Here is a 21,130-nt window from a genome sequence, read left to right as displayed (position 1 = left end):
GGGTCATTGCTGAGGGCTTCCTGACGGTTGGCGGGCGGCGACAATATCGGCCATTGGCCGGATAGAGACGCCGGCATTCTCCAGTCGACGACGCAAGGTGGCAGCCATCTCGACAGCACCAGGGGTATCCCCATGGACGCAGACACTGTCGATATCGAGGGCAATACGCTTGCCGGAGATCGTGGTGACAGCCTGTTCTTCAAGCATGAGCAGAACGCGGTCGGCCGCGGCCTCGGGGTCATGAATCACCGCACCGGGCAACTTGCGCGACAGTAGATTGCCGTTGTCGGCATAAGCCCGGTCAGCGAAGACTTCATTGCCGACCCTCAGCCCCAGTTCTTGCGCGGTCAGTGACGTCTGCATGCCCGGCATGGCCAGTTGGATCAGTGCGGGATCGATGGCAACGATCGCCCGCGATACAGCCAGTGCCAGTTCCCGATCCTCGGCCGCCATGTTGCCCAGCGCTCCATGCGTCTTGACATGGCGAATGGGGTGCCCCACTACGGCGGCCATAGTGCGAATGGCACCAATCTGATAGATCAGCTGTTTTTCCAGGTCAGAAGGCGACTCGCCCTCAATGCGGCGACGCCCGAAACCGACCAGATCCATAAAACTCGGATGCGCCCCTACCTGCACGCCACGGTCACGCGCCTGCATCAGCGTCTCGTGCATCACCATCGGGTCCCCGGCGTGAAAGCCGCAGGCGATATTGGCCGTCGTGACGATGTCGAGCATGGCGCAATCATCACCCATGCGCCAAGCGGCAAAGCTTTCCCCCATATCGCAGTTCAAGTCCACATGGATACTCATCTTACTTCTCCCTGGAAGTGTTATTGAAGAGGCGCCACTCAAGCCGTACCCGCAGTATCGAATGACCTCAATCATGGTATACCAATAGTATACATTACACCCAGACTCAGATAACGTCATCGTAAGCCCGAGGTCGGAACGATTGTTATCAATTCGCCTCATATAACTCAAGGAGCTCCATGTGACCGACTTCACCTGCGTTATCGCCCAGCCAATCCATCAAGATGGCATCGAACTACTGCAAGAAGCAGGCATTCGTGTAGTTCATGCACCGGCGTCTGATCCAGCGTCGCTAAGCTCTGTTCTAGGCACTGCCGATGCTCTGATCGTGCGTAGTGCTGAAGTCAATCGCACCATGCTGGACCAGGCTCGACGACTCAAGTTGGTTGGCGTCCATGGTGTCGGCGTCAACGCCATCGATATCGCCGCCGCCACCGAGCATGGCGTGATCGTTGCCAATACGCCCGGCAGCAATGCCCAGGCGGTAGCAGAGCAGGCGATCGCACTGATGTTTGCTGTAGCCAGACGGGTGCCGCTGGCCGATCGCACTGTGCGTGAGGGTGATTTCTTCGCCTTCAAGTACAGCGTGCCAATGATCGAACTGGAGGGGTGCACCTTCGGTGTGGTCGGCTTTGGCAATATTGGTCAACGCACGGCACGAATGGCGAAAGGGCTGGGCATGCGTGTCGTCACCTATTCTCCCAATGCACCGGATAGCGCGCTGGCAGAGATGGGAGTCGAACGCGCCCGGTCACTCGAAGCATTGCTTAGCGATGCCGATATCGTCTCTATACACGTCGGTCTCAACGAGCGGACACATAACCTCATCGGGCGGCAGGAATTGGCGCTAATGAAACCCACGTCGTTATTGATCAATACCGGACGCGGGGGCACGGTGGACGAGATCGCACTGGCCGAGGTGCTGGCAGAGGAGCGCCTAGCAGGCGCCGGGCTGGATGTATTCGCCGTGGAACCGATGCCTTACAATCACCCTCTGCTGTCGCTCGACAATGTCGTGGTCTCGCCGCACAACGGCGGCTCCACCGCCGCCAGCATGTCACGCACGGCGTGTGCAGTCGCTCGACACGTCGTCGCCATAAGTCGCGGCAAGATGCCAACCCAGGTTCTCAATCCCTTGGCCTTAACCGATCGGGAAACCTGATAGCAGCATCGTGCCTGACATGCAGCTGTCCAAACAGCTCTTTCACCATTGCCAAAGGTTGAGCTGACTGCGGCGTTGATTCAGGAATGGGCGAGCATCACTGCGGCGAAATTCGTTTCAGATATACGCCAGACGGTTGATGATGCTCTGACGCACGTTGTCGATGTGCGCTTCCATCGCCTCCCGTGCGCCTTGACTGTTCCGCTCACGCAGCTGTTTCAGAATGGCCAGATGTTCGTGGCAGCCGGGCTCGAAGCGCTCGGGCACCTGCGCCAGATCGAACACTCGCGTCTTAAGGCGCAGATCGGCGACCAGCCGGGCCAATAGCCTATTGTTGCTGGCCAGCGCGATGCCGTTGTGCAGCGCATCATCGACACGGTGCAGTTGATCCGAAGTGCGAGCGTCTTCCGGCGTCTCAAGCAGCGTGGTTACCTGCTGCGTTAGCACGTCGATGGCCTCGATAGCGAGTCGTTGCGCAGCGTGCCCCGCCGATTCGCCCTCCAGCAAGGCTCGCACCCGAAGAATTTCCATGTATTCGTGCACCGAGGGCGCCTTAACCGCCAACTGACCACGAGCCACACGAATCGCGAACCCCTCGTGTTCCAGCCGACTAAGTGCTTCTCGCACGGGTGTGCGAGAAATGTTCAGCGCTTCAGCTAGATTCCGCTCCTGCAAAAGCGTTCCGGCTGGCAGACGGCCCAACTGGATCATTTCAAACAGTTGCTGATATGCCTGCCCCGACAGACTCTGGATGCGCGTTCCCTGAAGTATGCGGTCGATATCCAGCGTTTGCATTGCCGCGGTTCCCTACCAGTGAATGATTAACGTCGTTAATGTTCGAGTATACGTAACTCACATCGTAAGGCGCGCCAGATAGGTTCGAAACGCCCGTTGACGACCACGCCACAAAGTCTCGGCATGCGCGGGATCGGTCACTTCGAAACGCAGTCGATCGCCCGGTTTCATCTGCCCGAGCCGAGCCAAATCCGCCCGGATCACCGTGGCTATCTTGGGATAACCACCCGTTGTACCGCGATCATTCATGGCGATGATCGGCTGACCATCGCCAGGAATCTGCACACTGCCGGTCATCAATGCATCAGAGACGATGTTGTGTCCTACAGCACTGGCCAGCACGGGGCCGGCAAGACGATAGCCCATGCGATCAGCGAGCGTCAAGATCGCCCATTCGGCCGACAGGAAACGAGCGATTTTGGCGCGGGTAAAGAAAATCGACTGCGGACCCAGCACAACGCGGATGGGCCGCTTCTCACGCTGCGGCAGATGCTGCTCGCCCACTTGTCCGGCGTGGCTGGCACCAGCCGTGGGATCGTTTAACGCCAGCCGATCGCCGACCACCAAGGCACGCCCTTCGACCCCCCCAATGCCTGCGCGCACCAGCGTCGACACGCTACCGAGAAACGGTGTTGCGGCGAAACCACCGCCTACCGCCAGATAAGCTCTGGCACCGGAAAGCACGCGCCGGATATGCAACTCGTCACCGTCACGCAGCACCAGCGCGCGGAACGCTTCAGCACGCCGATCATTAACCAGAACCTCCGCATCTCCCGTGATCGCGACCACGCAATCGCCCCCCACGAGTCGCAGCCGTGGGCCCATCAGCGTCACCTCTAGCGCGCCGAACTCCTGGAGGAGACCCGTCTGTGATTCGCTCGTTGGTGCGTTCCCGACCAAGGCGTTGGCCAATCCCAGACTCATGGTGTCGAGCGCCCCCGATGGTGGCAACCCCAAATGTCCCTGCCCGAAGCGTCCTGAATCCTGCAGCGTGGTCATCATGCCCGGTGAGACGACCACAAAAGCGACATCAAGATTATCGCGATAGGTGCTCATACACTTGACCTATCATTGTCAATCCACTCCCACTCAGGGCGCCAATCTGGCTGCTGCTGAAGCGCGTTAAAGTGCTCGGCATTGATCGCCTCGAAACGCACGCTATCGCCCGTTTCGATCAGTATCGGTGGGGTTCGCCCAACGGCGAAGTTATGTACCGGCGTGCGTCCGAGCAGGTGCCAGCCGCTGGGCGCTTCCACAGATGAAACCGCGGTCTGCTGACCACCGATACTAATGCTGCCCGCTGGCGTTCGCGTCCTTGGCGAATGGCGACGTGGCGCATGCAACCTTGTGTCGAGCCCCCCAAGATAGACGAAGCCGGGCATAAAACCGATCATGAAGACGCGATAGTCCGGTGCCGTATGGCGCGAGATAAACTCGTCACGCCGCATGCCGAGTTGGCCGCAAAAATCGTCGAAGTCAATGCCAAATTCGCCACCGTAGACCACGGGGATGCGCCAACGTCGGCTCGGTTTCGAACTTACGTTCAGCATACCCAGTAAGCGTTCGAGCCGCACGATAAGCTCGCGCTGAGTAATTGCCATGCTGTCGTATTCCACCGCCAGCGAGCGGTAGGTCGGCACGATACCAATCACTCCAACGATCTGCGCAGCCCGCACCGCTTGCGCAGCCCCCTCAATCCAGCGATTAACCTCAATATCGATCATCTCTCCGCAGTCAATCAGCACCCCTTGATCCGCCAGCGGCGCGATTTGGTAGTTTGGCGTCATGGTAAGAAACCTCGATCTTTTATCATCGATGCCGCGACAAATGGTTCGGCAACCAGGTCACGATCTCCGGCACCACCGCCAACAGCAGCGTGAAAGCGACCATAATCAGAAAGAAAGGCATCACGGCGCGCGCGATCTGGCTAACTTTCATCCCAGTGATACCGTTGATCACGAACAGGTTGAAGCCGACCGGTGGCGTAATCTGCGCCATCTCTACCACCAGCACCAGGAACACCCCGAACCAGATCGGATCGAAGCCTGCCTGGGTGATCAACGGCAGCGTGATCGGAAGGGTCATGACAATGATCGACATACCTTCGAGCAGCATACCCAGTACCACGTAGAAGACCAGCAGCATGACGATCAGCGCCAAGGGGGACAGTTCCAACGAGCCGATAGTGTCGGCAATCGTACGCGGCACGTTGAGAAAGCCCATCGCCACCGAGAGGAACATAGCACCGACGATGATCAGCCCGATCATCGACGTGATCTGTGCCGCCCCCATCAGCGAGCGCCACAGACTCTTCAAGCTAAGACAACGCTGAAGCACGCAGACGATCAGCGCCCCCAGCACGCCAACGGCACCCGCCTCGGTCGGCGTCGCCATGCCTGTGAGCATGCTGCCAATGACGAAGGCGATCAATAGCGCTACCGGGCCGAGTTGAGCCAGCGCGCGCATATAATCCTGCCACTTGAGCCCGCGCTGTCGGGGCGGTAATTGACCAGGGTGCGTCAGTGCGTAGAAGCCCAGATAGGTCATGAACGCCAGCGCCAGCAGTAGGCCCGGCACGATCCCCGCTATAAACATCTTGAGAATCGACACCTGCGCCAGCACGCCATAGATAATCATGATGGTGCTAGGCGGAATTAGAAAACCGAGCGTACCTGCCCCTGCCAGTGATCCAGCGGCAATGCGCGCATCATAGCCACGCCGCACCAACTCGTTCGAGGTTATACGCCCGACCGTTGCCGTAGTTGCCGCCGAAGAGCCGGAGATCGCCGCGAACAGCGTGCAGCCCAGCACATTGGTATGCAGGAGTCTTCCCGGCACATGATCGACCCACGGCGCCAGGCCATCGAACAACAGCTGGGTGAGCCTGCTTCGAAACAACAGCTCGCCCATCAGGATGAACAGCGGCAGCGCCACCAGTTCCGCACTGGTGGTCGAATTCCATACCGTTTGCGCAAGCAGTTTTTCCACCGGCATGAAGCCCCGGAACGTCTCCAGCGAGACGATACCAACGCCGGCCAGCCCCAGTCCGACCCAGACGCCGCTGGCGAGTAGCGCCATCAACAACGCGAACGTCGTCAACATAATCGCGGTCATGACTTCCCCTCCATTGGCACCGGCGATTCCTCTGGCGTGGAGTCAAGCATTCCGGGCGCGGCGACAAGCACCAGCGCGCGCACCACGAGCGTCAGCGTGAAGACGAGTAGACCCAGCGCCATCAGCGCGCGGGGATAGATTAGCGGAATTTCCTGCGGCGTACTCGACACCGTGCCACCGTGCCAGGTCTGCAGACAGAACCCAATGAAAGCCGAACAGAAAAACCCGGCAATGATGACACCGATCAGCGTCGCCAACAGATCCAACCAGCGCACGCCACCCGCCGGCAGGTATTCGCGCACTAGCGTGATGCGGATGTGCTTGTCATTACGCAGCGACCAACTGCTTGCCATGAAAATGATCAGTCCCAACAGATAGCCGCTCACCTCCCAACTGAATCCGAGGCTTCTTTCAAGCAGATTACGGGAAACGATTTCCGACAGCATTAGAACGAACAGCAGTGCCAAGGCGAGCGCGGCAAGCGCGGCGGTCGCCCAGGACAAACGGTCGCTCAGTCGTAGCAAGCAAGAGATCATGGGAAGCCCCTGAAGATAACGGACGGCTCCAGCGGGCAACAGAGATCAACCCGCTGGTCTTGGCTAAAAGCCACGCGGTTACTGTGCGTCGCGTACCTCAAGGTAGCGTGTCATCAGCTCGTCGGCCTTGGGGCCGGCCGATTCACGAAACTGCTGCCACTGCGGCTGAGCGGCGTCGGTAAGCTGCTTCGACAACTCGGCACTGGGGGCGGACATATGGATACCATGATCGGCGAGCACCTGCGCGTTACGTTTGTCCTCGTCTTGGGAGAGCTGTTGAAACTGAGGTTCCAGTTCCTGGGCCAGAACTTCGATCGTCTGTTGCTGCTCCGCCGTCAACGAGTTCCAGGCGTCGAGGTTGATCGAGACGACATCCGGCGCCAGTTGCCAATCGAGTTTGTTGAAGTAAGCGGTGAATTCCCAGAAGCTGCCATCTACGCCGGAGGGCGTCGATGTGGTCACCCCATCGATCACCCCAGAAGCCAGCGCCGGCACAACCTCCCCCCAAGGCATCTGTATTGGAGAAGCCCCCAGCGCCTCGAAGAATTCAGTGCCGTTCTTATCGACGGTTCGCAATTTTATCCCCTGAAGGTCGTCCACGGTTGCCACCGGCTGCTGGGTGAATATGCCTTGCCCCGGCCAAGGTACCGTGTAGAGAAACTTCTGGTTGTACTCGGCGGCGACGGCTTCGTAGTAGGGCCAGGCGGTGTCGCGTAGCAGCGCCGCGTCGTCGGTATTGCGGGTGAGATACGGTACCGATTCGATACCCAACAGCGGCGCTTCACCCACCTGCTGGGTCAGTAACATATCGGCGCCCTGAACAATGCCATCGCGCACCGCCGAGAGCAGCTCCGGGCCCTTGAGGCCAAGATCGCCTCCAGAGTGAATATCCAGCTCGACCTCGCCGCTGGTCGCTTCTTGCACAGCGCCAGCAAATTGATTAAGTGCCTCGACCTGGAAATTACCTTCCGGCCAGGGAGTCACGATTATCAGTTGTGTCGCCGCATGGGCGCCGGATGCTGTCATAGAGAGAACCGCTGCCGTACAAAACACGGCCAGGGGGGAGAGGGTCGCTTTCATATTCTACTCCTAAGAGTTGTTATCGAGTGCTGCCGAGTGGCAGCTTTCCCAGATCAAGCGGCTGTATTGCCTACAGAGTCGCCTTGGCATATCTTTGGCATACCACAAAGATCAAGTCAATCAACTGAACGCAATTAGTCTTTGGTCTATTATTTTGAGTTTGGCGAGAGAGGCCTATCAAACGACTTGATTACGCTGACTCATGCGACAAAGTCCTCCCGAAAAGCGTCTTTCAAATGCTCAGTAAAATTCTGCGCCAACTGGGAGAGAGGTTCGCTGCGTGGATGCACCAAATTGACCACGAGTGATTGAGTATGTGATAGCGGCAATGCACACAGCGAATCAGATATGCCGCTATGCACCGAGAAGTCGTCGACTAGCGCGATACCCGCCCGATTACGCACCAGCCCACACGCATAGTGCGGAGAGTCGACTTCGATAGCGGGCTGGTAGGCGAGCCCATGGGCTTCGTACACTTGCTGTACAAGCTGACCAAAGGGTGTCTCGACGCTATAACCAATCAGAGGATAGCGCGGAAGCGTCTCGACCTCGACCCTACTCTGGGCGGCCAGCGGATGTTCGCGGTGGCAGACACATACCAGCCGGGTTTCGAAAAGTGGCGATATCTCGAGATTGGGATGATCGACTGGAAACAGGGATATCCCCATATCAGCCCGATGCTCAAGCAAGAGGTCTCTCAGCATGATATTACGGGTACATTCCAGGCTGACTCGCACCTGCTGGTGGTGATCCCGAAACGAAGCCACGGCCTTAGGAATGAGCTGATGGCCGAGACTCGGACTACAAACTAGACGCACCACCCCATGGCGCTGCTGAACTAGGTCATTAACAGTAGCGTTGACCCGCTGCACATCGCGATAGACATGTTCCACATCGCGAAAAAGTCGACGAGCTTCCGGCGAAGGATGGAGCCGCCCCTTGACTCGCTCGAACAACCGAAAGCCAATTCGCTGCTCGCTGTAAGAGAGCATCCGGCTAACCGCCGGCTGAGAGACCAGCAACAGCTGAGAAGCACCGCTAATTGATCCAGTGATCATGACCGCGCGAAAGACTTCTATCTGGCGAAGATTGAGCGACATTTCAACAAGCTCCCATAGCGGCCTATAACAAAAAGTTAACCACCAAATAAACAAGCAATAATCAAGCCATATACACATATAACATCAGGTTAACCTCATGCCATATCTCGCTAATCACGCAGGCGGCTACTGTCGTCATAAACTGGAGGATCATCTACAACAACATTGGAGCTACCCATGAGCCGTAGTCTTTTTGTTATTAACCCCAACTCTTCAACCAGCGTGACTGCAGGCATTGATGATGCCTTAGCCCCCCTCAGGCTAACGGACGGGCCCAAAATCGAGTGCCACACCCTCATTGAAGCTCCCCCAGGCATCCAGAGCGAGGCCGATATCATGCACGTTATGCCCCTGCTCTCGACATTCATTCACTCTCACGAAGCGCAGGCGGCCGGATTCGTAATCGCCTGTTTCAGTGATCCAGGCCTAGCCATGGCTAGAGAAGCGACCAGGCTACCAGTGTTCGGTATTGGTGAAAGCGCGATGTTGATTGCACTAACTCAGGGCCAGCGGGTTGGCGTCATAGCGATCCAACCGGCTTCCATCTCTCGCCATATGCGAGCCTGGGGTGCTATGGGAATACTTTCACGTCTTGCAGGCGAAAGAGCGCTGGAGCTGAACGTGGTTGAGTTAATTGATGAAAGAAAGACTTGGATACGGTTATTAGAAACAGGGCAAAAGCTGCGTGACGAAGATGGCGCTAATGTTGTGGTGCTAGGCTGCGCAGGCTTGGCGCACCATCGCCGCCAACTGGAGCAGGCACTCGGCCTACCCGTTGTAGATCCGTGTACTGCGGCAGGAGGCATGGCTCTGGCAGCCGCTCACCTTGCCGCCTCGGACGAGTAATGCGTGCGAACCGTATCAATCGACGTAAACTGATCTGCATCTTTTCACTTACCCACAAATCATCAAAATATAAGTATTAACTTTATTAGTTAATATCCCTAAGCGCTTCGTTATCAAGTATTTTCAGCAAAGAAGGAGGAGGTTTGATCGGGAAGGCCGTGCTAGGTGGACGGAGAAATCACTGGCGGCGATCTGAGTGGTGGCAAACGCTATAGTGGTCTACGATAAAGAGCCACTTAACGCTAAATTAAGGGAACCAGTGAAACGACGTGATGCCGCTAGCGACTGGATTACGGAGGCGCTAGCGCTAAGGCTAACTGCAAATGAAGCCACCACGCTGGTTCAGCAGCTTTACTGCTCGCTTAAGGAGTGGATTCAGCACGGTGAGCTGACGGCTGGCGATGCGCTTCCCTCTTCCCGCTACTTGGCCCGCGCTTTGGGCATTAGCCGTAATACGGTGCTGGCCGCCATGGATCGGCTTCTGGCGGAAGGGTTGCTGATTTCCCGCCAGGGAGCAGGGCTCTATGTGGCGAATCTCCCCGCGTTGTTAACCCGAGCTGAGCTTCCACCACCGTTGCCTGTCCGCTACTCAAGCCGGGGTAACAAGCTATTAACACTCAGCGGAACGTTGAGCCACGGACATCGCGCCTTTGCCCCAGGCGTCCCGGCGCTCGACCTATTCCCCCGCGAGCAGTGGCAGCGCCTTTTACGGCGTCACTATTATCACGCGGAAATGGCATGGATGGATTATCAAACCAGCGGTGGTCTACCTGTACTCAAAGCGGCTCTTTGTGACTATCTAAGACTCTCCCGCGCGGTGCGCTGCCAGCCAGAACAGATTGTGATTACCCAAGGCGCCCAGCAGGCGTTTGAACTGATTACTCAACTACTCACCGATCATGGGGATTCGGTTTGGATGGAGGAGCCGGGTTACGGCGGCGCCCAGGCCTGTTTTCTGGCGTCGGGATTGACGGTAACGCCCATACCTGTCGATAAAGAAGGCTTAAACCCATTACTGGCTCCCGAGAATGCGCCAACACCTCGGCTGATTTACGTGACACCCTCCCACCAGTATCCCAGCGGCGTTACCATGCCAGTACCCAGGCGACTGGCGTTACTTGAGCATGCTTATCGCGCTAGCAGTTGGATCATTGAAGACGATTACGACAGCGAATTTCGTTACGACACGCCACCTACGCCTTCCTTACAAGGCCTTGCCGAACAGGCATCGGTTATTTATGTAGGTACCTTTAGTAAAGTGCTCTATCCCGGCTTACGCTTAGGCTATTTGGTACTGCCTGATACACTTGCGGAAAACTTCAGACGAGCCCATGCGCGACTGCACCGTGAGGGTCACTATCCCGTGCAATCGGCGCTTGCTGAATTTATTACCAGCGGGCACTTTACTCGTCACATCGCGCGTATGCGGGTCGCTTATCGCCAGCGCCAAGCGTGTTTACGCACGGCATTAGCGCCTGCAGTGGCCGCTGGGCTTCGGCTTTCTGACGGCCATGCGGGTATGCATCTATTAGCTGAACTCGATACTATTGAGGAAGAGGGGATGCTCGTTAAGCACGCCAGTGAAGCGGGCATTACGCTCTCTCCACTTTCCCGCTATTACCTTTCCGAGAACAAGCGCCCTGGGTTAGTGCTCGGCTATGCGGGCTCGACTGAAAGCGAGCTTCTAGCGGCAGGCGCGTGGCTTAGCGATACACATGGTTAAGCTTAAGCCACTCACATCTTGGACTAAACAATTAGGAGCGCCCAATGCCCGATTTTATCGCCCCCGATGGACACCCTCGCTGCCAATGGTGTGGCGGCGCGCCGGAGTTTCTGCCCTACCACGATAACGAGTGGGGCTTCCCGGTAGACAATGATCAGCGGCTATTTGAGAAGCTTTGCTTAGAGAGTTTTCAGTCGGGCTTGAGCTGGCGCACTATTCTTAATAAACGTGAGAACTTCCGTACCGCTTTTCAACATTTCGATTTTCATCAGGTTGCCCACTTTAGCGAAGATGATGTGCAACGCTTGCTGCAAGAGGCGGGTATTATTCGCCACCGGGGTAAAATTGAAGCCGTTATTAATAATGCCCAGCGGGCACAAGCAATGGTGGAACAGGAAGGTTCTCTGGCTGCCTTCTTCTGGCGTTACGAGCCAGACGCTGATTCACTCGCCGCTCCGCAAACCCAGACCACCTCGCCTGAATCCATCGCACTCTCCAAAGAGCTGAAAAAGCGCGGCTGGAAATTCGTTGGCCCAACCACCGCTTTTGCCTTTATGCAGGCGATGGGGCTGCTCAATGATCACTCGCCAAGCTGCATCACCCGCGAACGGGTCGAACAGGCAAGGCAGCAGTTTCAGCGACCGGCGTAACAAAAAAGGTGGAAGACACTATACTTTTAGCATGGCGGGCAAACGGTAGTGTCATGGACAGAGGGCCTACCTGCGTATTCTCCAGGTATCTTGTTGTAGTAGGGTATGGTTCTTTCAGCTCTTATCTATAAACCAAATAGCACGGGGACACCACGTTCCCATTGGGGTTAATGTGGCTCAACCGCTCTCTTCGCAGGCAGAATCTCGCGCATCAATATGCAAGGCATGGAGCGTTCACGTATTTACTGCCAGCGGAGTGCTGCTCGGCACGATGGCGCTGCTCGCACTGGTCGATGATAATCCCGTTGCTTGCCTGCTCTGGCTAGGTGCCGCCATGATGATAGATGGTATTGATGGCACTCTAGCACGTAAATATGAAGTGAAGGCCATACTGCCCCATTTCGATGGCTCAACGCTTGATATGGTCATTGATTACCTAACCTGGGCCTTTATTCCTGCCCTATTCATCTACTACTTCATTGAATTGCCGCCCTATTTAGGGCTGCTATCCGTATTTATCATTCTGCTGTCATCAATGTTCTGTTTCTGCAATGTCGATATGAAAAGCCAGGACAACTACTTCGTTGGCTTTCCTGCCGCCTGGAACATTGCCGCCGCCTATTTCTATATTCTCGATTTCCCGCCGTTCATCACCTTTGCCGCTATTGTCTTTCTGGCCATCCTTACCGTCACTAAGATGAAGTTCCTTCACCCTTTCCGGGTGCGCTTGTTCATGCCGTTCAATATCGCCATCACGCTGGTGTGGTGCGCATGTACAACGTCGTTGGTACTCTCAAGCCCTGAGCACGCCACCTGGGCGCTATGGGGATGGGGCATTGCATCTGTTTACTTTGCCGGTATGTGCCTCTGGCGTACGGCGCAAGAGTATTTTTATTGAACAGCTGCCCAACTGCACCAAGGAGCATGGAAGATGTCACTGACCCCGCGTCAACAGGAGAAATTCAGAGCGCTGGCGGGCAACTGGTTCGAAAGGCGCTCTACGCACACCTGTATGACGAGGAGATGCCGAACTTCGAGGCCTCTCGTGCCGTAGGAGAACACTTCTTCTGGATCAACACCGTCCTCTATAAGCCCGTTGGCAATAAGGCGTGGCCCATGAAGGTCAAGCGCCACTTTCACGGCCTGATGAACGAGGTTCTGATCTCGCGCTGGGAGGGGCGGACGCTGATCACGCTGGGACGCGAGGCGTTCCTGTGGTTTGGCATTGGTCGCTCAAAGGAGGAGCGTGCGCGCCTGGAGAGCTTCTGGAAGAGTGAGAATCGCTTTGAGAGCAGTATCGAAGTGACGCTGGAGGATGATCGGGGTGAGGCACAAACCTTTCAACTTTATCCGCTGCCTCACCCCTCCCCGCTCAATCAGACCTGGTATGCCCGCTTCCCGGGCCTCTTGAAGCAGCGTCTGGATCAGCTGGATGTGCGTCCAGGCAATCTCACACTGTAAAGGCGTGCCCCCCGGTTAACTGGAAATGGCTCTCCTTACACTGCTGTAATCCCATGCCGCCACTGTTGCAGACGTCTCTGTCTTTATAGTGGTGCTCAGAAGCCCGCTCTTAGGGTTGAAAGGAGGGTCGTAAAGCGCGTCGGTACCGATCCAATTTATCCAAGTGTGGAGAGGTTCAGAAGCACCTTCCGACCACTCGGGCTAAGCGCCATCTTGACAGCTTGCCGCCAATCTTGGCCTGAAAACACTTGATAATCAGGCATCGCTGACTGGCCTAAAAGTCTCCAAATAGCCAAGAATTTGGACTGCCACGTTTGTTCAGACATGCTGGCCAAACTATCGCGTAGGTGAAACCTTCTATAGTGAGCGCCAGGCGCGGACTCCAACTGAATCGCCTGTCCCGTCAATAACCCATAAGCAATAAACCTCGTTCCTGGTGCCATTAGTTGCAAGATTTTTGCCGCCATTGCCCCGCCTAAAGCGTCAAACACTATGTCCGACTCACGGGCCGCATACGAGATCTGGGACATATTGTGGATAGGTACCGGTTTGATACCCAGTTTTTCCAAGCGGGCAACTCTACTCTCGGAGCGGTATATGCCAACAACTTCCTTGGCGCCGTGCTGATAGGCCCATTCCCCAAGGTATTCAGCGCAGTTCGAACCGGCGCCAGTTAGAAGCACACGCCTCCCCTCTACGGGCCACGTCTCAAGCATGGTCAGGGCAGCTAAGGGGTTAATATAAGCGCGTGCTGCGATAGCGTCAGAAATGGTATCGGGGACGGGCACTGCGAGAGCTGGGTCACAATCTAAAATCGTCTGCCAGGTGCCATCGCCTCGCAATGGCAGCACTCGCTTCCCGACCAAGTAGGAGTACTCTCGCGGAGCATCCATAACACGACCAACACCTTCGTAACCGGCGACAGCGGGCAGCTTGATACGATGCGAATAGGCACCGGTGATGGGGATCAGATCAGAGGGATTAACTGGGGCACACAGCATCCGAACCCTGAGTTTGCCTTCACTGAGGCCTGGAACATCCGATGCTTCCATTTTCAATGTTTCCAGCGGCGCTCCGAAAGAGCGATAGGTGAGAGCATGGCGCCGCATGGGTACCTCGAAAATAGGGATTTGCGTAGGGAACCGCTGACGTCGAAGTTGCAGATCACAAAAAGCGGGCTATAGTGTTACATGTAACATCATAGCAAAGAGCTTTCACCATGACTGCTTCAAACATCAATGACCGTGTGCAGAAACACCGAGCAACGCTTAGAGCGTCAGGGTTGCGCCCTATTCAAATTTGGGTGCCGGATACTCGCCGCCCCGGCTTTAGCGATGAGATTAAGCGACAATGCGAAATAGTGGCCGCGGCGGACAATGCCGATCACGATTTACAGGAGTTGATGGATACTGCCTTGTTAGATGTGGATGACGAGTGGGAATCATAAGGTGGGAAGTATAAGACGCGGCGATCTGGTGACGGTTGCTCCTCCAGGGGAGTTTGGCAAACCACGCCCAGCACTGATCATACAATCCGATCAATTCATTTCCACCGCGACGGTCACGGTGTTATTGCTTTCAAGCACCCTGATTGATGCACCACTGATCCGCATTGAGGTGACGCCTACATTGGAAAATGGCTTACGCAAGCGCTCCCAAATCATGGTGGACAAACCCATAACGGTAAAACGTGACAAGCTAGGCGGGCCCTTTGGTCATCTCGACGACAGCACTATGCTAATGGTTAACCGCTCGCTGGCCCTATTCCTCGGCTTTGCTTAGCACATCAATACCCATTACTCCTACTCGCTACTCATAAAGGCAGCGCATATCCCGCTTTGACCGTGTCCATGGACACCAAGGTGGTGAAGGAGCGTACGTTGGGGTGTTCCATCAGCGCCTCGCGGGTGAAATCTTCATACTCCTGCAGCGTACGGGTTACCACCACCAAAACGAAGTCCAAATTCCCTGTCACGTAATAGCACTGCTGCACATTGGGGTGCTCCCGCATCCGCTGCTTAAACTCATCGACATGCTGGTTACGCTCATATTCGAGATCAACACCGACGATGCAGGTAGTCGGCAAGCCGAGTGCTTTAGCATCTAGCCGTGCCTCTTCCTGGACAATAACGCCCCGCGCCCTTAACCGCTTGAGCCGACGCTGAACTGCCGCCGCCGACAAGCCAACCGCTTGCCCAATACTCTCCCCCGTCACACGCGTATCGTGCTGGTAAATAGCCAAAATCCGCCGATCAAAATCATCCAATTGATCCGCGGGGCGCTCGCCCGCAGTTTGGTCACTCATTATGCAGTCTCCCCGCAATGGCCCACCAGGATATGCGGCCAGTAAAAAGGTATTGCCCGTTAAGCTAACGCAACTCAAGCAAAGACTTAACCATACAGGCGGAGACAACACCATGAGCCAAGTACGCACGATCCTGACCGAGGGCGCCCCACGGTTAAGAGCCGCTTCCCAGCCAATAGAAGAAATCACGTCTGATATAGCAAAGGTGATTTCCGAACTGCATGCCACGCTTGCCGACTTTCGGACACGTACCGGCTTTGGCCGCGCCATCTCTGCCCCTCAAATAGGCGACCCCTTGCGCATCGTGGCGGTTCAATTGGGTGGCCGCCCGTTTACATTGATCAATCCAGTCATTGTCTGGCGAAGCGAAGAGACGCAGCCGGTATGGGACGACTGTATGAGCGTGCCCGACCATATTGCCAATGTTAGGCGCCACACCAGCATCAGCCTGACGTACCAAAACGAAAGCGGCAAAACCTGCCACTGGAACTACCTATCTGCCTCACTGGCTGAACTGATCCAGCACGAGGTTGACCACCTTGATGGCGTGCTAATGGTGGATCGGATAGAGCGTCAGGAGGATTTGCAGCCGATCGCTCGCCACACCGAGCTAATTGCCCCCCAACGCAGCGAGCAACGCATCAAATTGGAGCATATTGCCTCTGCCTCCCGTCGTATCAGTCCCGCTTTCTTAGCAACTCCCCAGTATCGCTCTCCCTCTCTCGATACCGCGTTAGGGGTCGCCATGACACTGAAGGTCGAAACGCTCAACCCCCTGCGCAACTTCAAAGGGCGCGGTGCCGACCATTTTGTCTCCCACCATATTCAGCAAGAGAAGCCTGCACCGCTGGTTTGCGCCAGCGCCGGGAATTGGGGGTTAGCGCTGGCTCATGCCTGCAAGCAGCACGGGCTGCCCCTCAGCGTCTTTGTCGCTGAAAACGCTAACCCACTCAAAATCGCAGGCATCCGCGCACTAGGCGCAGAGGTAATGTTCGCAGGAGAGGACTTTGATCAAGCCAAGCAGGCAGCGAACTACTTTGCTAAACAAAACGGTGGCCTATTTGTAGAAGATGGCCGACAGGTGGAGATTACCGAAGGTGCGGGCACTATCGCGGTTGAAATGCTCGCTAACGGTGACACATTCGATACGCTGCTGGTGCCCCTTGGTAATGGCGCGCTTATAAACGGCGTAGGCCGCTGGTTCAAAGCCTCTTCCCCCGCCACCCGGGTGATCGGCATCTGCCCACAAGGCGCGGATGCCACCTGGCAAAGCTGGAGGCGCGGTATGCTTGTCACTAATGATCGGGTGGATACCATGGCAGATGGTGTGGCGGTTCGCGCTCCCATTATTGAGGCTCTGGAGGATATGCGCGATATAGTCGATGATATTTGGCTGGTGGACGAAGCCAGTATCGAAAACGGTATGCGCCTTGGCCTGGAACACCTGGGGCTGCTACTGGAACCCGCAGGGGCACTCGGTTTAGCAGCCGCCTATGCTAGGCGTGATCAGTGGACTCAGGATGCTTCCATCGCGACTATTCTGACCGGCGCCAATCCTTCTCCAACACTCACCGACTCGTTACTGGCGGCCTTCTCGGCTAATTGAAAGGAGCACTACTTACCCGACACCTACCGCATGCGCCTGCGCGTCTGCCACCATCTCGGCGGCAAGCCCGCCCACGGTGCGCACGGCGTCTTCGATGGCAGGCGTTAACGTAAACGCATAGTTCAGGCGCAGGCACTGGCGGAACTTGCCTGAGGCGGAAAACAGCGACCCCCATCGAGGGCTGGGCTCACCCGTATGGCCCAGTCCCCGACCAATTCGAGTTGTTTCGCCACCCGGACTGCAGGATGCAGGACAATCACCAGGGAAGGTCTCCCTGCGCATCGGCAAAGGATCCCGACCGACCACCTTCGGCAAGTGCTGCGCGTGCCGGGGCCGTGGCGGCTTCAGCAGGCAGGCGATGGCCCGTATGGCCGGTCAGGTCTGTCGCCGTCAGCCCGGGGCAGATGGACTGAACGGAGATACCGCTATCACGCAGCTCCGCCGCAAGTTGTACCGTCAGCATGTTCAGAGCCGTCTTTGAACTGTTGTAACCAATCAGTTTCACATCATAGGCCTCCCAGGAAGGGTCGCCGTTGAGCGTCAGCGAGCCGAGACTGCTCGAAAGATTGACGATGCGGCCGGCCCCGGAGCGGCGCAGCAGCGGCAGCATCGCCTGGGTGACGGCCAGCACACCGAAGACGTTCGTCTCAAACACCTGTCGCACCGCGTCGAGCGAGGCCTTGCTGGGCGGTCCATCGCCGGCGACTCCGGTACCCGCATTGTTCACGAGGATATCGAGACGACCGTGCTCCTCTGTGATCCGGTCTGCCGCGGCTGTGATGCTCTGCGCATCCGTGACGTCCAGCGGTACCCAGGAGGCCGCGATACCCTCCTCAGCGAGCGCGCGAGCAGCCGCCTGACCGCGCTCGGCGTTCCGCGCGCCCATCAGCACGATGGCGCCCGCCTGACCAATCTGACGCGAAATCTCGTAGCCAATGCCCTTATTGGCGCCAGTCACGAGAGCAATCCGGGTTTCCGTTGGGGCGTTCATGATCTTCCTCCTGTCGTTACCGTGTCGAACACGGGTGTCAGAATAGTGATCATACGGGTAATATAAAATGCTATAAATTTGCATGAACTATGCCGTTGAAATGGATAATCCAATGCGCTCAGACCTCATCCGGGACTATGAAGCCTTTCTATGCGTAGCAGAGGCTGGCAGCTTCATCGGCGGAGCCCGTGCCATGGGCGTGAGTGCTTCGGCGATGAGCGCGATGATCCGGCGGCTGGAAACACGCGTCGGTGTTCAGCTACTGCACCGAACCACGCGCAAGGTGTCGCTGACGGATCGAGGTAAGGCGCTTCAGTCCAAGCTCCAGGGCGCCTTCGACCAGATCGACGCTGCTACACAAGATCTTCTGGAACATCGTGAAGCGCCCTCGGGCACCGTGCGCATCGTGATATCGCACGAGGCCTACGACGATGTCATCGCGCCCTGTCTCGCGGAGCTGCACGCGGCTTTCCCGCAGATCCTGCTCGACATCCACCTCGAAGATATCTGTGTCGATATCGTCAGCGAGCGCTACGATATAGGCTTCCGGATGGGGGAATACCTCCACCCCGACACGGTCGCCGTACCGGTCGGGCCACGCCTGCGCCAATTGGCCGTGGCTTCACCTAGCTATGCCGCGTCGCATGGGTTGCCCTCACATCCGCACGAGCTGACGCATCACGCCTGCCTCAATTGGCGCAAGCAGCGAGATGGCGAACCTTATGCCTGGGAGTTCGAAAAGGACGGTGAACCCCTGTCGATTACCGTGCAGGGGCCGATGATCTTCAACGACCGTAGCGCGGCCGTCCGTGCGGCGATTGACGGGATAGGGATCGTCATGTGGCTCGAGCATCGGCTACGGCCAATGATTGACGACGGACAACTGGTGCCAGTTCTGGAGGAGTGGTCTCCCTACATCCAGGGGATCTTCGCCTATTACTACCGAAACCGGCACATGAGCCCCGCCACCCGCGCGGTGATCGAATTTCTGCGGCGGAGGGCTATAGGCGAAACATGGACGTAAAGCCTCAATCTATCGTTAGCCATGAGGAGTCGTCACCACTACGGAATTAGCAGCGTCCCGGCCTGCACGCTGGCGACGCCTACCGAGAAACTCACTGTCGCGACGGCCAACCAACCTAGTGAACGTAACAACATTATCACCTCCCTCTTACGGTTCGCTGAACGCGCCTTATATCTGCGCTTCTCAACTTAAAAATTGTGGCCAGAGTGGGCTCAATTGATACTCTGATTTTAAGCAGACCGCTATACCTCAAGACGTTGTTTGCACAGTCGTTCCTCTTTTGGCGGCTCGCCCTCAATGGCGTCAGTTCAGAGAGATTCAAAAGCGGTTAGTAAACCTCAGCACTCATGCTCCTGCGCCGCTTCCACCATCTCGGTGGCAAACTCCCCCACTGTCCGCACGGCCGCTTCAATGGTAGGCGTGAGCGTAAAAGCGTAGTTCAAGCGCAGGCACTGGCGAAACTTGCCCGAGGCGGAAAACAGCGACCCCGGCGCTACGTGGATAGCGTGCTGCGCCAAGCGCTGGTTAAGGCGTACGCAGTCCACCGCGGCGGGTAGCTCAACCCACAGCAAAAAACTGCCTTGGGGGTAGCTGATACCTGCACCCTTGGGGAAGTAGCGCTGCACCCAGTTGATCATGATATCGCGCTGGCGCTGATATTGGCGGGTGGCGTAACGGACGTGACGTTCGTAGTGGCCTTTGGCGACGAACTCCGCCACTGCCAGCTGCGGCAGCGTGGCCGAGGCGCCGGTGGAGACGTACTTCATATGCAGTGCCTGATCACGGTAACGACCCGGCGCCAGCCAGCCCACCCGCAGCCCTGGCCCGACCGTTTTGGAAAAGCCGCTGCACAGCATCACACGCCCATCGTCATCAAAGGATTTTACGGTGCGCGGTCTAGGTAGAGTAAACGACAAATCGCCGTAGATATCGTCTTCAATAATCGCCACGTCGAAGCGTTGAGCAAGCTGAAACAGCGCCCGCTTGCGTGCTTCAGGCATGGTGTAACCCAGCGGGTTGTTGTAAGTGGGCGTGACCTGTATCGCGCGAATCGGCCACTGCTCCAACGCCAGTTCAAGGGCTTCCAGGCTGATGCCGGTTTGTGGATCGGTGGGGATTTCCAGGGCTTTTAAGCCGTTGGCCTTGAGGATCTGCATGGTGCCGTAAAAGCTGGGCGAATCGACAGCCACCACATCACCCGGCTGGGTGAGCGTGCGCAGCGCAATCGAAAGAGCCTCCTGACACCCGGTGGTCACCATAATATCGTCTGGGTGTAGCAAGCAGCCGGAGGCAATCGCCAGACGCGCCACCTGTTGGCGAAGTTCAGGGCTCCCGCTCAACTTGTCGTAGTTGAATCCGTGCAGGTCATTGCTGCGATGCAGGCCAGCAAGGATTTTAGACAGCGGTCGCAGCGTCTCATATTCAAAATTCGGTATACCGCGCCCCAGAAGCAGCCGTACGTCATCTCGCTGAGTGGCGACGAGCTCCAGCACTTGATCCCATTGAGAAATATCCAGCGGGCGCTGTGCGGGTCGTGAGACCGATGGCAACACCGATGGTACGCGGCTAGGCAGCACGAAGTAGCCTGATTTAGGCCGCGACTCGATCAACGCCACATCTATCAGTTGCCGGTAGGCTTCCTGCGCGGTTGAAATACTAACGTCCAGCTCCTGGCACACCGCACGGATAGAGGGCAGGCGATCGCCCACACGGTAAATACCGTGCTCAATACGCTCGCGCAAAATGCTGGCGACTTCCTCGTAGCGTGTCATGACACCCTCCTGCCTATAGCCCGATAACAATACAGATGCCCTGTCTAGCAACCATACAGAGGTATAACACGCCCTTCTGTATCCTGAAAATAATAAATCCTATATCTGTATTCAAACAGTAGCACTGAGTAATCTGGTTAGGCACCTAGCACTCAA

General features: G+C 56.7%; 23 protein-coding genes. 10 read left to right on the top strand and 13 right to left on the bottom strand.

The genetic code is table 11. The features are described from left to right. Positions 1-3 precede the first annotated feature (3 nt). Positions 4-810 (bottom strand): LamB/YcsF family protein, encoded by an 807-nt coding sequence (locus ACT3UM_RS01165; RefSeq protein WP_498895357.1) that lies wholly within the window; start codon positions 808-810, stop codon positions 4-6. A 181-nt stretch (positions 811-991) separates the two neighbouring features. On the opposite strand from ACT3UM_RS01165, the gene ACT3UM_RS01160 reads away from it, so the two are divergent. Further along, positions 992-1,972 carry a hydroxyacid dehydrogenase gene (locus ACT3UM_RS01160; protein ID WP_498895356.1) on the top strand — a complete coding sequence of 327 codons (981 nt, stop codon included), beginning with the start codon at positions 992-994 and terminating at the stop codon, positions 1,970-1,972. 117 nt (positions 1,973-2,089) lie between these two features. Here the strand turns inward: ACT3UM_RS01160 and ACT3UM_RS01155 are convergent, their stop codons facing one another. From ACT3UM_RS01155 to ACT3UM_RS01125, 7 genes are all read right to left on the bottom strand, one after another. After that, complete coding sequence (locus tag ACT3UM_RS01155) at positions 2,090-2,767, bottom strand: GntR family transcriptional regulator (protein ID WP_498895354.1); 678 nt, start codon at positions 2,765-2,767, stop codon at positions 2,090-2,092. Between the two features lie 57 nt (positions 2,768-2,824). Then, positions 2,825-3,823 (bottom strand): 5-oxoprolinase subunit C family protein, encoded by a 999-nt coding sequence (locus ACT3UM_RS01150; protein ID WP_498895352.1) that lies wholly within the window; start codon positions 3,821-3,823, stop codon positions 2,825-2,827. After that, the gene (gene pxpB / locus ACT3UM_RS01145) at positions 3,820-4,554 is read right to left on the bottom strand and encodes a 5-oxoprolinase subunit PxpB (protein WP_498895350.1); all 735 of its coding nucleotides are present in this window, start codon (positions 4,552-4,554) and stop codon (positions 3,820-3,822) included. The genes ACT3UM_RS01150 and pxpB overlap by 4 nt, the downstream gene beginning before the upstream one ends. A 22-nt stretch (positions 4,555-4,576) precedes the next feature. After that, on the bottom strand, positions 4,577-5,881 hold the full coding sequence (locus ACT3UM_RS01140; RefSeq protein ID WP_498895348.1) for a TRAP transporter large permease: 1,305 nt from the start codon (positions 5,879-5,881) through the stop codon (positions 4,577-4,579). Continuing rightward, entirely contained in the window at positions 5,878-6,417 is a 540-nt protein-coding gene (locus ACT3UM_RS01135) for a TRAP transporter small permease subunit (protein ID WP_498895346.1), read from the bottom strand. Before ACT3UM_RS01135 ends, ACT3UM_RS01140 begins: the two co-directional genes overlap by 4 nt. Before the next feature lie 78 nt (positions 6,418-6,495). After that, the gene (locus ACT3UM_RS01130; protein ID WP_498895344.1) at positions 6,496-7,443 is read right to left on the bottom strand and encodes a TRAP transporter substrate-binding protein; all 948 of its coding nucleotides are present in this window, start codon (positions 7,441-7,443) and stop codon (positions 6,496-6,498) included. Positions 7,444-7,697: 254 nt separating this feature from the next. After that, positions 7,698-8,597, bottom strand: coding sequence for a LysR substrate-binding domain-containing protein (locus tag ACT3UM_RS01125; protein WP_498895342.1), 900 nt, complete (start codon positions 8,595-8,597; stop codon positions 7,698-7,700). A gap of 177 nt (positions 8,598-8,774) precedes the next feature. Between ACT3UM_RS01125 and ACT3UM_RS01120 the strand changes: the two genes are divergently transcribed. The 5 genes from ACT3UM_RS01120 to ACT3UM_RS01100 all read left to right on the top strand — a co-directional run bounded on the left by ACT3UM_RS01120 (position 8,775) and on the right by ACT3UM_RS01100 (position 13,277). Then, on the top strand, positions 8,775-9,443 hold the full coding sequence (locus tag ACT3UM_RS01120) for an aspartate/glutamate racemase family protein (RefSeq protein ID WP_498895340.1): 669 nt from the start codon (positions 8,775-8,777) through the stop codon (positions 9,441-9,443). Positions 9,444-9,702: 259 nt separating this feature from the next. Further along, positions 9,703-11,166, top strand: a complete 1,464-nt coding sequence (gene pdxR, locus ACT3UM_RS01115; protein WP_498895338.1) for a MocR-like pyridoxine biosynthesis transcription factor PdxR — start codon at positions 9,703-9,705, stop codon at positions 11,164-11,166. 44 nt (positions 11,167-11,210) lie between these two features. Continuing rightward, positions 11,211-11,816, top strand: coding sequence for a DNA-3-methyladenine glycosylase I (locus ACT3UM_RS01110; RefSeq protein ID WP_498895336.1), 606 nt, complete (start codon positions 11,211-11,213; stop codon positions 11,814-11,816). A gap of 172 nt (positions 11,817-11,988) precedes the next feature. Further along, positions 11,989-12,714 carry a phosphatidylcholine synthase gene (pcsA, locus tag ACT3UM_RS01105; protein WP_498895334.1) on the top strand — a complete coding sequence of 242 codons (726 nt, stop codon included), beginning with the start codon at positions 11,989-11,991 and terminating at the stop codon, positions 12,712-12,714. Beyond that, a complete protein-coding gene (locus ACT3UM_RS01100) occupies positions 12,711-13,277 on the top strand; it encodes a uracil-DNA glycosylase family protein (protein WP_498895332.1) in 567 nt (188 codons plus the stop codon). Before pcsA ends, ACT3UM_RS01100 begins: the two co-directional genes overlap by 4 nt. A gap of 155 nt (positions 13,278-13,432) precedes the next feature. Here the strand turns inward: ACT3UM_RS01100 and ACT3UM_RS01095 are convergent, their stop codons facing one another. Next, entirely contained in the window at positions 13,433-14,386 is a 954-nt protein-coding gene (locus ACT3UM_RS01095; RefSeq protein WP_498895330.1) for a zinc-dependent alcohol dehydrogenase family protein, read from the bottom strand. A gap of 110 nt (positions 14,387-14,496) precedes the next feature. Here ACT3UM_RS01095 and ACT3UM_RS01090 point away from each other — a divergent pair, with 110 nt between their 5' ends. Both ACT3UM_RS01090 and ACT3UM_RS01085 read left to right on the top strand, forming a co-directional pair. Beyond that, positions 14,497-14,724 carry an antitoxin MazE family protein gene (locus ACT3UM_RS01090; RefSeq protein ID WP_498895328.1) on the top strand — a complete coding sequence of 76 codons (228 nt, stop codon included), beginning with the start codon at positions 14,497-14,499 and terminating at the stop codon, positions 14,722-14,724. A gap of 1 nt (position 14,725) precedes the next feature. Then, positions 14,726-15,058, top strand: coding sequence for a type II toxin-antitoxin system PemK/MazF family toxin (locus ACT3UM_RS01085; RefSeq protein ID WP_498895326.1), 333 nt, complete (start codon positions 14,726-14,728; stop codon positions 15,056-15,058). 31 nt (positions 15,059-15,089) lie between these two features. On the opposite strand, the gene ACT3UM_RS01080 is transcribed toward ACT3UM_RS01085, so the two are convergent. Further along, positions 15,090-15,581, bottom strand: coding sequence for an Lrp/AsnC family transcriptional regulator (locus ACT3UM_RS01080; protein WP_498895324.1), 492 nt, complete (start codon positions 15,579-15,581; stop codon positions 15,090-15,092). A 112-nt stretch (positions 15,582-15,693) separates the two neighbouring features. Here ACT3UM_RS01080 and ACT3UM_RS01075 point away from each other — a divergent pair, with 112 nt between their 5' ends. Beyond that, complete coding sequence (locus tag ACT3UM_RS01075) at positions 15,694-17,187, top strand: pyridoxal-phosphate dependent enzyme (RefSeq protein WP_498895322.1); 1,494 nt, start codon at positions 15,694-15,696, stop codon at positions 17,185-17,187. A 12-nt stretch (positions 17,188-17,199) separates the two neighbouring features. Here the strand turns inward: ACT3UM_RS01075 and ACT3UM_RS01070 are convergent, their stop codons facing one another. Next, the gene (locus ACT3UM_RS01070) at positions 17,200-17,469 is read right to left on the bottom strand and encodes a hypothetical protein (RefSeq protein WP_498895320.1); all 270 of its coding nucleotides are present in this window, start codon (positions 17,467-17,469) and stop codon (positions 17,200-17,202) included. Then, on the bottom strand, positions 17,444-18,178 hold the full coding sequence (locus tag ACT3UM_RS01065; RefSeq protein ID WP_498895318.1) for an SDR family NAD(P)-dependent oxidoreductase: 735 nt from the start codon (positions 18,176-18,178) through the stop codon (positions 17,444-17,446). Before ACT3UM_RS01065 ends, ACT3UM_RS01070 begins: the two co-directional genes overlap by 26 nt. Positions 18,179-18,260: 82 nt before the next feature. Between ACT3UM_RS01065 and ACT3UM_RS01060 the strand changes: the two genes are divergently transcribed. Next, positions 18,261-19,202 carry a LysR family transcriptional regulator gene (locus ACT3UM_RS01060; RefSeq protein WP_498895316.1) on the top strand — a complete coding sequence of 314 codons (942 nt, stop codon included), beginning with the start codon at positions 18,261-18,263 and terminating at the stop codon, positions 19,200-19,202. 338 nt (positions 19,203-19,540) lie between these two features. Here the strand turns inward: ACT3UM_RS01060 and ACT3UM_RS01055 are convergent, their stop codons facing one another. Beyond that, entirely contained in the window at positions 19,541-20,974 is a 1,434-nt protein-coding gene (locus ACT3UM_RS01055) for an aminotransferase-like domain-containing protein (protein ID WP_498895314.1), read from the bottom strand. Positions 20,975-21,130 lie beyond the last annotated feature (156 nt).

Origin of the sequence: Halomonas sp. AOP13-D3-9, assembly GCF_052379125.1 — a bacterium.
In the GTDB taxonomy this organism is placed as follows: Bacteria; Pseudomonadota; Gammaproteobacteria; order Pseudomonadales; family Halomonadaceae; genus Vreelandella.
This window is presented reverse-complemented; position numbering and strand designations above follow the sequence as displayed.